At 43.3% G+C, this 15208-nt stretch carries 12 protein-coding genes; 9 read left to right on the plus strand and 3 right to left on the minus strand.

Going from position 1 to position 15208, the window contains the following annotated elements; translation table 11 throughout:
• Positions 1-306: 306 nt before the first annotated feature.
• The 9 genes from M0221_RS09160 to M0221_RS09200 all read left to right on the plus strand — a co-directional run bounded on the left by M0221_RS09160 (position 307) and on the right by M0221_RS09200 (position 11942).
• Entirely contained in the window at positions 307-1596 is a 1290-nt protein-coding gene (locus tag M0221_RS09160; protein WP_011514144.1) for an SLC13 family permease, read from the plus strand.
• A gap of 503 nt (positions 1597-2099) precedes the next feature.
• The gene (locus tag M0221_RS09165) at positions 2100-3140 is read left to right on the plus strand and encodes a Bug family tripartite tricarboxylate transporter substrate binding protein (protein ID WP_483283632.1); all 1041 of its coding nucleotides are present in this window, start codon (positions 2100-2102) and stop codon (positions 3138-3140) included.
• A gap of 119 nt (positions 3141-3259) precedes the next feature.
• A complete protein-coding gene (locus M0221_RS09170) occupies positions 3260-3715 on the plus strand; it encodes a tripartite tricarboxylate transporter TctB family protein (RefSeq protein ID WP_483283633.1) in 456 nt (151 codons plus the stop codon).
• Between the two features lie 5 nt (positions 3716-3720).
• Positions 3721-5223, plus strand: a complete 1503-nt coding sequence (locus M0221_RS09175; RefSeq protein WP_011514147.1) for a tripartite tricarboxylate transporter permease — start codon at positions 3721-3723, stop codon at positions 5221-5223.
• 273 nt (positions 5224-5496) lie between these two features.
• Positions 5497-6519, plus strand: coding sequence for a D-cysteine desulfhydrase family protein (locus M0221_RS09180; RefSeq protein ID WP_483283634.1), 1023 nt, complete (start codon positions 5497-5499; stop codon positions 6517-6519).
• Between the two features lie 588 nt (positions 6520-7107).
• A complete protein-coding gene (locus tag M0221_RS09185; protein WP_483283635.1) occupies positions 7108-7635 on the plus strand; it encodes a spore coat protein U domain-containing protein in 528 nt (175 codons plus the stop codon).
• A gap of 5 nt (positions 7636-7640) precedes the next feature.
• The gene (locus M0221_RS09190) at positions 7641-8402 is read left to right on the plus strand and encodes a fimbrial biogenesis chaperone (protein WP_483283636.1); all 762 of its coding nucleotides are present in this window, start codon (positions 7641-7643) and stop codon (positions 8400-8402) included.
• Complete coding sequence (locus M0221_RS09195) at positions 8353-10920, plus strand: fimbria/pilus outer membrane usher protein (protein WP_483283637.1); 2568 nt, start codon at positions 8353-8355, stop codon at positions 10918-10920. Before M0221_RS09190 ends, M0221_RS09195 begins: the two co-directional genes overlap by 50 nt.
• 125 nt (positions 10921-11045) lie before the next feature.
• Entirely contained in the window at positions 11046-11942 is an 897-nt protein-coding gene (locus M0221_RS09200; RefSeq protein ID WP_483283638.1) for a Csu type fimbrial protein, read from the plus strand.
• Positions 11943-12100: 158 nt separating this feature from the next.
• Here the strand turns inward: M0221_RS09200 and M0221_RS09205 are convergent, their stop codons facing one another.
• From M0221_RS09205 to M0221_RS09215, 3 genes are read right to left on the minus strand one after another with little or no spacing between them, the layout of a single operon-like run.
• A complete protein-coding gene (locus M0221_RS09205) occupies positions 12101-12646 on the minus strand; it encodes a DUF3124 domain-containing protein (RefSeq protein ID WP_149409190.1) in 546 nt (181 codons plus the stop codon).
• 15 nt (positions 12647-12661) lie between these two features.
• The gene (locus M0221_RS09210) at positions 12662-13363 is read right to left on the minus strand and encodes a potassium channel family protein (RefSeq protein WP_011514154.1); all 702 of its coding nucleotides are present in this window, start codon (positions 13361-13363) and stop codon (positions 12662-12664) included.
• 50 nt (positions 13364-13413) lie between these two features.
• The gene (locus M0221_RS09215; RefSeq protein WP_201550869.1) at positions 13414-15174 is read right to left on the minus strand and encodes a TrkH family potassium uptake protein; all 1761 of its coding nucleotides are present in this window, start codon (positions 15172-15174) and stop codon (positions 13414-13416) included.
• Between the last annotated feature and the right edge of the window lie 34 nt (positions 15175-15208).

Below are 15208 nucleotides of genomic sequence, written 5' to 3' on the forward strand. Positions count from 1 at the left end.
TTTCAATCTCGTCAAGCACTGCTATTGCTGTAAAACTACGTTATCTCTGATCAACTTCTCTTAAACTTTCAGCGCATTTGCTAGGTATCACATTAATATTAAAGCATTATTATATTTTTATGATTAATCTTTCCTAATTAACGCCAACTTTTTTGCTATCATTCTATTCAAACAAATGCACTTTGAAGATTTATAAGCTCTTCTAGTCCAGAAAACCCTGTGTCAATATTAGCGTAATACTCTTTACTCTGTAAAAACTGCTATGGTTTTTTATAGAATTCATACAGTTAAGGTCAAGGAGTAGTCGTGACTCTTTATATTCTAGCCGCCATCGTGATATGTATCATTTTGGGCTATACCACTAAGATTAATATTGGCCTATTTGCTATTGCATTTTCATATCTAATCGGTTGTTTCGGTATGGGGATGAAGGCACATGAAATTGTTGAGCTATGGCCTCTCAAAATTTTCTTTGTTATTTTTGCGGTGACTCTTTTCTACAACTTTCCCCTAGCTAACGGTGCTTTAGAAAAGCTATCTAATCATTTAATCTATAAGTGCCGTCACTTTCCCGCATTCTTACCTTTGGTTATTTTCCTTGTGGCCACGATTATTGCGGGCTTAGGCGCTGGTTATTATACGGTCTTAGCAACGATGGCACCTATGATCCTGCTGTTGTCTAAACGCACTAACTTAAATCTTGTCATTGCTACTTTATCAGTGAACTATGGTGCCTTAGCGGGTGCTAACTTTATCACCTCACAAAGCGGTGTTATTTTTAGAGAGCTGATGCGCGGCGCAGGCGTCGCAAATGATAATACCTTTACTTATGTGTTAGGGATATTCGCTGTCACTTTTATAATGCCTATGATTGTATTGGGTGCTTATAGCTTTATCAATGCCAAAAACAGCAAAATCGCGATTCAGACGACCATACCAGAACCCTTTGACAGTAAGCAAAAACAGTCTCTTATACTGATTTTTATTATGATGGCTATTGTACTTATCGTGCCCATTTTAAATTTACTCATGCCACAAGTATCAGCGATTCAGTTTTTGAACGCTCGGATTGACATTGGTTTTATCGCCATATTTTTTGCTTTAGTGAGCTTATTTTTAAAATTAGGCGATGAAAAAGCAGTGATTGCTTTAATACCTTGGAATACCCTCATTATGATTTGTGGTGTTGGTATGTTAATCAGCCTCGGAGTAGAAATAGGCGTTATTTACGAGCTGACAGAATGGCTAAGTACCAATGTACCTATCTGGATGATACCGATTTTAGTCTTTGTGATTAGCGCCATTATGTCGATATTTGCTAGTACGCTCGGGGTAGTCGCCCCTACTTTATTCCCTATGGTCCTGCCCCTAGCCGTTGCCTCTGGACTAAGCCCTTTATTACTATTTACCTGTATTGTTGTGGGGGCGCAAAGCTCATCACTCTCGCCTTTCTCATCAGGAGGTAGTCTGATGTTAGGCGCTTCTCAAGTCGTTATAAACAAAGACAAGCTTTTTAATGCGCTATTATTCAAGGCAGTGCCCTTAGATATTGGTATTGGAATACTCGCAATTTTACTTATCCAGCTGATATTTTAACTTCTCATAGGCAAAATATACCGTGGTTTTTTAAAATTTTTACACCTGTCTGCTATATTTTGATCCCCATATATCTATTTTTCTCACTAAATTCATAACTTCTCAAATCGTTGTCATAGCTTCGTAATGGTATTGATATCAACGTGATTTTTGATACATCTAAATCATCTCCGCCATCACTAAATCATCCTATCTATCTGTTTTAGTTAAATTAAATGTTTTCTTTTGAAGGTATTCATATCATGTATTCATCCTGCATATTGCTATAACAGGAGATATTATGCCGCCTTCAATTTAATATATTACTATAAAATTCATATATACATACATATGTTTCTTGTTATTTTTAAAATATTCTGTTACTTTTGGCAAGTGATAAATCTCTACTGTTACGAAGTTTAGTCATCTCGTTAATCGAGTCTTCACTTCACCTGTAATAACTTTATATTTTGGCCAAAATTCTATTGAATTTTTATTGTAAAAATACACACAAGGAGTGTCGTGTGAAAAAACTATCCTATCTGGCTCTTGGCCTGTCTATCCTATCTTTGACCGCTTGTAACAATGCAAACGAAACTGCAAGTACAGATGCGACTACCGCAGATGGCTCAACTGAGCTCACTGCCCCTTCACGTCCAGAATGTATTGCGCCTGCCAAACCAGGTGGCGGTTTTGACTTGACTTGTAAGCTTGCTCAAGCTGGCTTAAGAGATACTGGTATCTTAAAAGATCCTATGCGCGTCACCTATATGCCAGGCGGCGTCGGTGCTGTTGCTTATAACAAAATCGTTGCTAATGATCGGGACAATGGCGATGCCATTATTGCCTTCTCTACCGGCTCTATTCTTAATTTATCACAAGGCAAATTTGGTAAATTCACTGAAAAAGACGTGAAATGGCTAGCCGGTGTTGGTACTGATTATGGCGCTATTGCAGTCAATGCAGACTCTCCTATCAAAGATTTGGCTGGCTTAGTTGCGGAACTCAAAAAAGATCCAAAAGCGATCAGCTTTGGTGCTGGCGGTAGTGTTGGTGGTCAAGATTGGATGCAAACCGCTATTTTAGCCAAAGCAGTTGGTGTTAAGCCTAGTGACATGACTTATGTTGCGATGGAAGGCGGCGGCGAGGCGATCACAGCGGTGATGGGCAATCATATTACTGTTGTTAGTGCCGGTATTGCTGAGATTATGCCACAAGCCAATGCAGGTAAATTACGTGTATTAGCGGTATTTGCAGATGAAAGATTGGGCGGGACGATGACCGATATTCCTACTGCGAAAGAGCAAGGTTATGATGTGACGTGGCCAGTCGTTCGTGGTTACTACATGGGTCCAGACGTAAGCCCTAGTGCTTATAACTGGTGGAAAGAGGCTTTCGATAAGATGCTTGTTGATCCGAAATTCGCTGAAATACGTGAGCAACAAGAATTGCTACCTTTCTCTATGACTGGCGATGAGCTACAAGCCTACGTTTATAAGCGTACGGGCGAACTACGCGAGTTATCTGCTGAATATGGTCTTGTTGAAGCGGCACCAACCAAATAGTTACGTTAAGATTTAATAACTTTTAGTAATTGAATATCAAATGTTTTGGTATTTCTCAAAGGGCTGGCAGAATGTCTATTTGTCAGCCTTTTGCCCCCAAAATTCAAGGAATGCTCCTTATGACAATGGAACGTTTGTTTTCCGGGCTGATGGCACTGGTCAGTATATTCTTAATATACTTAGCCATTGGTTATGTTGCCCCTATTGCTTATGACCCAATTGGTCCTCGTCCTTACCCTATTTTAATCTTTTCACTGCTTGCCTTTGGCTGCTTAGTCGTTGCTTTTCGTCCCGCCAGTTTTACTAAAGCGATTGAATTGGGTTTAAACAAAACGATCATCCGTAATCTTATTTTATGTGCGCTTGCCTTATTGGTCTATGGTCTCATTTTTGAAGTATTGGGCTTTATTCTTGCCACTATTCTGATGTCTTTCGCCGTAGGTTTACTGTTTGCAGGTAATCCTCTAAAGAGTTTTATCTTTTCAGTGTTAATCAGTATTGGCTTATATGTCTTATTTGACCTATTTTTAGATGTCAAATTACCACTCGGATTGTTGTCAGAGATAATAGGATAGCCAATATGGATACTTTTGATTTTTTGATGCATGGCTTTGCTGTTGCATCTACCCCAAAAAACTTACTTCTTGCACTAATCGGAGCTTTTTTAGGTACGATTGTGGGTATGTTGCCGGGTCTTGGCCCGATTAACGGTGTGGCGATATTACTGCCATTTGCTTTTGCCCTTGGTTTACCGCCTGAGAGTGCGCTCATTCTGCTTGCAGCCGTGTATCTTGGCTGTGAATATGGTGGTCGTATTTCTGCCATTCTCATTAACGTACCCGGTGATGCCGGCGCCATTATGACGACTTTGGATGGCTATCCATTGGCAAAACAAGGCAAGGCTGGTATTGCACTGTCTTTATCTGCTGTCAGCTCCTTCGTTGGTGCCACTATCGCGACAATCGGCGTGGTGCTATTTGCGCCGTTATTAGCCAAATGGGCAATCTCATTTGGACCTGCTGAATACTTTGTACTGATGGTATTTGCTATCACGTGTTTAAGTGGTTTGGTAGGTGATCAACCAGTTAAGACGGGTATTGCCGCATTAATTGGTCTTGGTCTAGCAACGGTTGGGGTTGATGCCGTTACGGGTATTTATCGCTTTACCTTTGATTCCGTCAACCTATCTGATGGTATTCAATTTACTACCATTGTTATTGGTTTCTTTAGTGTGAGTGAAATTCTAATCTTGCTCGAAAAAACCACGACTGGACACAAGGTTATTGAACAAGGTAAACGCAGTCTCTTAAACTTTAAAGAGTTTACTTTTGCTTTTGGAGCCATGCTACGCAGTGGTCTCATGGGCTTTGTCGTTGGTATCTTACCAGGTGCAGGCGCAACGATTGCCAGTGCCATGACTTATGCCAGTGAACGCAAAATTGCTGGTGATACCGGTACTTTTGGTGATGGTGATCTTCGCGGTGTTGCTTCGCCAGAAGCGGCAAATAATGCCTCAGCTTGTGGCTCATTTGTGCCAATGTTGACGCTAGGTGTGCCAGGTTCTGGTACGACAGCAGTCATGATGGGCGCATTGACGTTATATAACATCACACCGGGTCCGCAGTTATTTACTGAGCAGCCAGATATCGTATGGGGTCTGATTGCCTCACTATTTATCTGTAACGTGATTTTATTGATCATGAACATCCCTTTGGTGGGTTTGTTCGCCAAACTGCTTGACGTGCCGAACTATATCTTGATACCAGCCATTGCTGCGGTCAGTTTCGTTGGCGTATATTCCATCCATAGCACGACCTTTGACTTGGTATTTATGGTGGCACTTGGGGTATTTGGTTACTTCTTACGTAAACTAAACTTCCCCTTATCAGCGCTTATTTTGGGCTATGTATTGGGTGAGCTCATGGAGTCTAACTTAAGACGTGCCCTGTCTATCTCTCAAGGCGAGCTTAGTATCTTATGGAGCAGCCCTATCACAGTAGTGCTATGGTTGTTGGCTATTTTGATGATATTCATGCCTGTAATACGTAGTATCTACCGTAGAAAATTTAAGCCTGCTATTTAAGTTTTAGTTACTCTATTCTCAAAATACTTCTCCGGTGGTGGTTATACTCTATGTATGACCACCATTTTTTTAGGTCGTATCACTGAAATACCTCAACTTTTTCCAAAGTAGGTTTTATACCAATATAAAAGTAAATAGCAGTAGCTCGCCAAGACTGAGTCATTCGAATTTATAGCTTATAATTATAGGAAGTCCGTATGACTCAAATTGTTATTATGGTCGGATATTATTTAAGGGTATCTGTAACTTACCTTATCTCAGAGAGGATGAATGATGCAAAATAAATCTATACCAAGCCTGCCGAGTATGAATCGGCAACCTTTAGGGTTTTTCCCAACGCCGTTGATTGAGCTGACCAGATTAAGCAAAGCACTCGATGGTCCTAAAATTTATATGAAACGCGATGACAATACGGGACTGGCATTAGGCGGTAATAAAACCAGAAAGCTTGAATTTATCATTGGGGACGCCCTTGCTAAAGGTGCGGATACAATCGTGACAGCAGGTGCCGCGCAGTCAAACCATTGTCGCCAGACCGCAGCTGCCGCAGCCAGTTTGGGACTTGAATGCCATCTGGTTTTGGGTGGACAAGAACCAGAACAGTTGCAAGGCAATCTATTGTTAGATAAGATTTTTGGCTGCCATATCCACTGGGCAGGCAGCAACCGTAAAGGGGAAGACATTCCTGATATCGTAGAACAACTCAAAAAAGAAGGTAAGAGACCCTATATTGTCCCTTATGGCGGCTCAAGCGAGCTCGGTGCTTTCGCCTTTGTTGAAGCGTTTAAAGAGCTTGAATTACAACGTCAAGAGAGGGATATCTCATTCACGCATATCGTTTTTGCCTCCAGCTCCGGCGGGACACAAGCGGGCTTGATGCTGGGTAATAAAATCTTTGATTCACCCTATCAGGTAGTGGGTATCAATATTGATAAAGGTGAAACCGATAAAGTGCCGTTTGATCAGTATATCATCTCCCTTGCCAATAGCACGGCGGCATTGATTAAGGCAGACTACACCTTTCCAGAGGCAGATTTAGTGCTTAATTCTGATTATGTGGGAGACGGTTATGGAGTGATTGGTGCACTAGAAAATGAAGCCATTACTATGACCGCGCAACTGGAAGGGATATTATTAGATCCTGTTTATACAGGTCGTGCGATGGGCGGACTACTCGATATGATTCGTACCGGTAAAATCAAAAAAACGGACCGTGTGCTGTTTTGGCATACTGGCGGCGCGCCCGCTTTATTTGCTTACGCTAGTGATTTAGCGGTATCTCAAAGCGGTCGTTAATCTGTCTAGCGCTATCAAAAAGATCGGCTAATTAAGGCTAGCCGACCTTTTTATCGCCCTCTCAATCATTATAAAATCTAAACTTTAATTTCTAGATATCACTGCATTCTATTCGCTAAAGAATAGCTATCGCCAAGCATAAACCTTGTCAAAAACAACGGACATATTTCACTCATCTTCACTGCAAGCAAGATATTACCTTTCTAACGCCCCGAGCATCCAATTTCCGCTATACATCAGCGACTTAGAGCTGGATATTAAAAAAATATCAAGCTTTATGACTGCCTTCTATGACCCAAGTTTAACCAACTAACCATCACACACTAAATGTGAGTTTTAAGTACTATTCGAGTGTACAGTTGCACACATATATGTTACAATATATATACAAATACTTGAATATATATTTAGTTTATATAATAAATGTATATATATTGTCATTATCAGGTAATTGTACTGTGTGGATAGGTTCCAAATTATTAAAAGATCTGATTTTAGATCTTACTACGGTAAATTTTAGTATTCAGTTGAATCCTAAATTTTATATTTTTGAAAACGCTAAAAAACCTAATCCTTTGGAGATTTACCATGTTATTTAACAAAAAACTGCTTGCCGCTACCCTAGTTACTGCTAGTGGATTCGCCGCTATCTCTAGTGCAAATGCTACCGATAGTGGCACTATGGCCGTCTCAATGGACGTTCAAGCAAGCTGTGTCGTAACAGCAGGCACCGCTATTGCCCTAGCCGGTAAGTCTGACGCGGGTGCCCCCGCAGCTATAGGCAGTACTTTCCAGGTAGCCTGTTCTAACACTACCCCTTACAGTGTTTCAATGACATCAGCTAATCCTGGAGTAGGTGAAAGTCAGGGCCTATTGAAATCTGATACTACTAGTAATACAGCTACATTAGCTTATCAGCTGACTACCGATGCAGAGGGTACTACTGCTTGGGCGGCTGGACTTAAAAATAACGCAACAACAGGTGGTACAGGTACAGGTACAGCTACAGCGGGAAACAAAGACTTTACAGTATATGCAAAAGTGACAGGCACCAACATGAACGCCCTTATACCAGGCATTTATAAAGATACTGTTACGATCGGTGTAAACTACTAATCGCCATGTTAAGTCTCTGGTTACGCCGTATCGTGAGACCTGTGGCTATCTCCGCTTTGCTGCTGTCGTCTGGTTTGGCAGTGGCAGGCGGCTTACAGGTCTCTCCGATCTCCTTGAGCCTACAAGCTCGAGAGACGGCCAGTGGTCTGACCCTCAGCAACTCGAGTAATGATGTGGTACATGCGCAAGTGCGTGTGTATCAGTGGTCACAGGATGACACTGGCGATAAGCTCATCCCCTCCCGGGGACTGCTGGCCAGTCCGCCCATGATTGAGCTAAAACCGGGTGAAAACCAACTCATCCGCATCATCCGCGCCAAGGCACCACCGCAAGGCGCTGGCGCAGTGGAAGGCACTTATCGTATTTTGGTTAACGAGCTGCCGATTGAGTCTGCCATTCAAGAGAGTGGCATACAATTTGTACTCACCTACTCTTTACCCGTCTTTGTCCAGCCGGTTGGGGTGACTAAGACCAGTCCAAAATTGCAGTGGAGTATGCACTTGCAACCGGATGGCAAAGAGGTAAAACTCCGCGTCAGCAATAGTGGCAATGGTCATGCCCAATTGGCTGGGCTGAGCTTTTTAGATACGGCGGGTAATAGTACGGTGATGAATCCGGGGCTACTAGGGTATGTGTTACCTGGTGCCACGATGAACTGGACGCTGAAAATGCCGCCCTCTGCACTGACGGCAGGCGGTAAATTCAAGGTTATGATGAATGGCACTCAGACGACACCAGACGTCACGCTGGACACAAACACTCGCTAAGGTCGTTTTTTTGCAAGGTGTGGCAGTCTCTATTAGCCACGCCACGGCACTGAGTGAAGACATCTCTACGAGCAGCGTTGATACCAACGCTGCTTTTTTGCGTGTTGCGAAAGCTATGGAGCCTACAATTCAGGCTCAAACGGATACCATTGCTCAGGCTAATATAGATGCGGATTTGGCTCAGCTTGATTTGGACCGTTATAGTGATGATGACGATGCAGGGCTGGATTTATATCTGGACGTCACGCTGAATGGTGCCAGTAAGGGTCTAGTACACTTCGACTACCGTGATGAGCGCCTTTGGGCAACAGCAGCTATCTTGCAACAGCTGAGCTTTGTGTTGCCTCCATCGCTACAGGCAAGCCGTGACCCTATCGCCCTTGACAGCCTACCTAAGCTGAATATTGACTACGATGCACGCCAGCAAACACTCACCCTTATTGCTCCACTCGATATGCTCAAGCTAGATATGACTACCCATAGTACGCGCACCAATAAGCGCCCAAAAGCGAGCGCCTCGCCCGGTCTGTTATTAAACTATAACCTGTATGGCAGTCAAACTCAGAATAGCACTAAAAGTCTGAGCGCCTATACGGAGCTGCGCGCCTTTAATGCGCTTGGCGTGGTCAGCTCTACCGCCTTAACGACTGCAAATACGGCTGCTAATGACAGTCGTCACAGTCAGTGGAAGGGTCAAACCGTGCGCCTTGATACTAGCTGGAGTCAATCCTTCCCTGATAAGCTGCTGACGGTTCGGGCAGGCGATATTCTGACCGGTGCATTATCGTGGACGCGGTCGACACGTTTGGGCGGTCTACAAATCGGCACCAACTTTAATCTGCAGCCTTATCGCTCGACCACACCGTTGCCATCGTTTTTTGGCTCAGCAACTCTACCCTCAAAGGTAGAGCTGTTTATTGATGGTCTTAAACACTATAGCGGTGAGGTGCCCGCCGGTCCCTTTGAGCTGGACACCGCGCCTAGTATCAGTGGCGCAGGAACGGCGCAACTGGTGGTCACCGATGCCTTGGGTCAAAGCAAGACGCTAAACTTTTCCTTATATGACACCCATCTACTGCTCCAGCCCGGACTGTCTGATTGGTCAGTTGAGATGGGCGCAGTGCGTGAAAATTATGGGACGGAATCTTTTGATTATGGGGATGCGCTTGTCGCCAGTGGAACTTGGCGCCATGGGGTGTCCAACCGTTTTACCGCTGAAACCCATGCCGAAGTGACGCACGGTCTCTCCAATGCAGGTGTCGGTGGGACTTGGCTATTGGGGCGCGCTGGTGGTATTTTGTTTGCCTCGCTAGCCGCAAGCCATAGTCAGGGACAAAGCGGCATGCAGTACAGCACCAATTATTCATGGAATAATCGTCGCTTTAACATTGGTTTTAATGCGCTGGGAACTTCTGGTGTATATCGCGATGTAGGCTCCCAATATGGCAATGCCCCTGTACATCGAAGTGAGCAAATATCTACTAGTTATAGCATACCGACGCTCGGTAATTTTGGGCTAAGTTACCATCAGGTTGCCCAAGCTGAAAAAGAGGACACGCAATTTGCCCGTGTCTCTTGGTCCAAATCCTTTGGCAGACGAGTAAGTATGAACCTCAATTATAACCATGACTTTGACCAATCAGCAAAAAGTAGCCTGTCGATAGGCGCATCGCTATCACTAGATCGCAATATGTCAATGCGAAGTAGCTTGCAACACACCGCAGCGCAAAACATCATCACAGCAGATATCTCAAAATCAGCGCCAAGCGCAGGTGGCATTGATTGGCGCGCGCAGGTACGCCACAGCGCGGCTAGCCAATCAGACGACAGCTTAAATAGTAATGCTAAAGACAGTACAGGCGCTTTGGCTGAGCTGAGCTATCTTGGGCGCTACGGGCGGGTTCAGGCTGGCATCAGTAGTAATGATGACAGCTATGCCACTTACGCCAGTGGCACAGGGTCGTTAGTGATGATGGGCGGCGATGTGTTTCCTGCACGCCAAATTAATAGCGGATTTGCGGTGGTATCGACTGGCGGTATCGCTGATGTGCCCGTCCTATTGCAAAACAATCTTATTGGCACGACCAACCGCCGCGGACTACTTTTGGTGACACCGCTCAATGCCTATCAAGAGAATAAGATTGCTATCGACCCCATGCAGTTGCCTGCTGACTTACGCATTAATAAAGTCAGTCTGGACGCGACTCCAACTGACCGTGCCGGAGTTATGGTCGCTTTTGATATCACTCCCGTGCGCTCAGCAACCATTGTATTAATCGATAGCGATGAGCAACCGATTGCCCTTGGCAGTCAAGTCACCTTGATCTCCAACGAAGATACACCAACCACTGTAGTGGGTTTTGATGGTGAGGTATATTTGGATACATTGGATGCCCACAACACACTTGAGGTCACTACCCCTGCTGATGGCATTTGTACCGTGGGCTTTAAATACACCAAGCAAGGTGATGAGATTCCGCTCCTCGGTCCTTTTATCTGTAAAAAGGCACAGAAATGATAAAGCTATTTACTATACTTCACTACGGCTATCGCCTATTATCTTTACTCTTTATTCTCTGCGTTGCAGTTTGGTCGACGCCTAATAACGCTCAGACATCTCTCAATGTCACCTGCACAGCAAACGTGAATAGTGGCTCTATTAACCTCGGCTCTATCACGCCTGTTAACGCTGACACTGCCAACATTACTGCTATCTTGAGCTACGAATGTGAGAATACAAGCGACACGGTCGCAAAAGTATCAGTTTGTCTTGCTGCAGGTAGCGGAAGTAATGAGAGCCAAATTGTTCCTGCGCGGTATATGACTGGACCCAATAGCTCCAGATTAGCATTCAATATGACATTGTCAGATGGCGAAATTTGGGGCGATCGGAACTTCGGTAAAGAATATAAATCAAGCGTCCTTACTATCGCTGGAAACTCCAAGATTCAAGGTAGCGAAGTTATTAATACCTCTCTGCTTTCAGGAAAAGGTAATGTCAACGCGCTACAAGGTGTTCATGCTAATAATTTTGATGGTATTCATACAACTCTGACGGTAGATATAGGAACAGACTTACAGGTGCCCGATTGTGCAACAGTAGATCAGGGTAGCACTCAATTCACTTTCACTGTCCAAGCAACGGTCCTTTCCAGCTGTTTTATCAATGCGATATCCGATATTAATTTAGGCATACATTCAGCAGGCGCAACTAATATTACTGGTAACAATAACATCGCTGTCACCTGCACCAATGCTACTTCTTATAAGATTGGCTTAGAACCTTCGAATCAGGATAAAAATGGTCAGGGCGTTATGAAAGGCAGCAATGGCGAGCCTGCCTTACCTTATCAATTGCAATCTGATGCAAGCGGCAAAGTTTGGGGTAACAACGGTACCACTTATGTAGATTTAAAGAATGGTGTTATCGGCGAAGGAAATGGCGCAATGCAAGCCCATACGGTATACGTTACCGTACCGAGCACTGATGTTAAGCCTGACAAATATTCTGATACAGTAACTGTGACCGTGTATTATTAATAACCTTATAAAAGAAAACAGCAAGAGTGAAGATAAGTCTTTTCACAAAACCGATCTACCTTTGCTTAGATCTAATACGTTCATCAGTAGATTCTCGACACTCAAATCTTAATAGATATGAAACTCTTGATGATTATTCACACTGAGGCATACATTTATCAATGCACAACAGGCGTACCCTCCGTGCTAAAAGCAAAGCCTTTATTGCTAAAATTACCAATCATGACTGCCTCAATGACAGGCGTAACGGTGTCGTCCACCCCTTCTACTTCAATGATAAAGTTGGCACCAGAACCCCCTTTATCCTCTTCTTTTTCGACAATATAATTGAGAGTTGCCATCGCTGGCAGCTCAATAGGAGCTCTTAAGTAGGACTTTACTAAGGCACCATCAGTATCATAATAATCAATTTTATTGATATATAATGATTTTTTTAACGTAGTATTACGTACGCTGAGTGTCGCAGAAAGCAATACTTTGCGATTGTCTCGATCGGTATAAATGTCCGAATATATGGGCACATAAAACGTTTGTTTGTAGCCAAACTGGCTGTGATCCGTTTCTTTTGACGTTTTTTCCAGCTCTTGAATTGGGTCCTTATGCTTCTCTGAAAACATCACATTTGGATCTTGTATAGACCGATCACAGCCTGAAAACAATATCAGGGCAGTCAGACATAGCATAGATACTCGATATTTTCTCATGGCCTCTTTCCTTATTTAACGGGCTTTAACCCCAACACTACGTAAAAACTTATTAATATGTTCATTAGCACCATAAATGACCAGCACATCATTATCTTGTAGTACTTGTTCAGGTGCTGCCAAGCCTTGTATATTTGGTTTGGTTTGCATACGACCGAAGCTGTCTTCATAGTGCTCATAACGCATGGTGCTGAGCAATTTGATACTAAATCGGTGTTCAAGCTGTAGCTCGCCGATGGTTCTACCAATCAAATCAGTAGGAATACTAATCTCGACAATACTAAAGTTGTCACTTAACTCGAACGAGTCTACAAAATAACGCAAGGACAGCCGTTTTGCCCAGCGCATTGCCGCCTCTTTCTCAGGATGAAAAATATCATCAACCCCAATCGCTTGTAGGACTTTTTCGTGTAGTGGATTGATACTACGACTGATCAAACGCCGTGCTTTTAACGTTTTAAATAGCGCGGTCGCCATGACATTGGCACCTTGGTCTTCACCAATAGCTACCACGACAATATCAGTATCTTTAATCGGTAAACCATTGACCGTATATTCATCGGTCGCATCCATACAGATGGTATGAGTAATCACTTCTTTATAGGTTTCAACCTTTTGCATACTGCTATCGATAGCAATGACCTCATGACCTTGACTGGTCAGCGCCATACCAAGCGAAGAGCCAAAACTGCCCAAACCTGCGATAATGAATTTCATAATACTCCTTTTCACTCACCTCTATAGTATAGTGGTAGTGATGGGACGGGTTAGTTAATAGTAATCTCTTCCGTTGGATAACGGTAGTTACGCTCATGTCTATTTTTGAGTAAGGCAATAAAAATCGTCAGCATACTGACACGCCCAACAAACATAATGAATGACACCACAAGCTTGCTAAAAGTAGACAGCTCCGTCGTCAGATTTAAGCTTAATCCCACCGTGCTATAGGCTGAAAAACACTCAAATATCACTTTAATCAAATCAAGCTCAGGCTGATCATAACTGATCAAAGTCACGCCCAGCCCAATGACCAATAAGGACAACCACATAACTGAAAACGCACGGCGAATTGAGTTATCTGCAATTTCGCGTTTGAACACTTCAACTTTGGTCTGTCCACGCGCCAAACTCAACGTATTTAGGAAAGCAATGGCAAAGGTGCTGGTTTTAATACCACCACCAGTAGAGTTTGGAGATGCCCCAATCCACATCAAAAAAATGGTCAGCATGATGGTTGGAAAAGCCAAGGCATTCATATCGATATTGTTAAAGCCTGCGGTTCGCGGTGTCGCAGCAGTAAAAAGCCCCGCTACCAGCTTGCCATACCAGCTGCTGTGCTCAGCCAACACACCATGATATTCAAACATCATCACCCCAATCAGCCCTACTAACAGTAAAGCGCCAGAGGTGATTAAAGTGATCCGACTATTGATACTCAACAGCCACGGCTGGTAGGCATAGCGCTGTCCATCACGACACAGCGCTCTTTGCATACGGTGACGCAGATAGCGGAGCAAGTTAACGACAATTAAAAAGCCCATACCGCCAAATAAAAAGGTAATACTGATAATCAGCTGTAAAGGATAATTAAAGCGCAGTGATTCATCGTATAACCCTGCACTAAAAGTAGAGAATCCAGCATTGCAGAATGCCGAAACGGCATGAAATACAGAGAAGAATAAACGCTCAAATATGCTCATGCCTGCCAAATCATAAACACTTATATAAATCAGTATTGCTGCCAGTGCCTCAATACCAAAGGTGACATATAAAATAGACTTTAAGGTTGTCACCATATCGCCCATACGTGGCGAATATGTCATCTCACTGATACTGAGCTGGGTCTCGTAACTGATACCACCCTTAAAGAAGTAACTAAAATAAGTCACAAAAGTTAGAATGCCAAGACCACCAATTTGTATAAGACCTAGGATAATCACTTGTCCAAAGGTAGTGAAATGGGTTGCGGTATCGACGACAATCAATCCAGTTACACAGACGGCACTGGTCGCGGTAAATAAGGCATCTATAAAGGAGATGGGTTGATTTGTAGCATTTGGCATCATCAGCAATAATGATCCGACCAGTATCACTGATAAAAAACTTAAGATGAAAAATTGACCGGGGTTTAAAAAGGCTCGGTTAAGACTAAAATTATTATCTGATATTTCACGAATGAAAGTGACTAGTACGGCAATCTTGATGGCAATAAAACCATCAGCGGGCGTAGACAATCCAGATTGAAACAATTCAGTAAAATGTAGGACGAGCAAGATTAAAATGGCAATGCTGGTCAGCAAATCAAAGACAGCTACTTTATTGACCGTCAGGCGTGTTTTTGGACGTATATAACGTCTTAGCGTAGTGACAAAACTGAGTAAAATGATACTCATATAAAACAGGTGAAACACTTGTTGTAACCATGCGGACAATGTAAAACCACTGTCAATTAAGGCAACACCGACACCAATAAGGCTTATTACAACGATAAATTTATTTAATAACCGATACGGTATGCCCACATACATAGCTTAGGTCCAGAAAAGGAATAACCAGAATACT

It is taken from the genome of Psychrobacter sp. ANT206 (assembly GCF_056880555.1).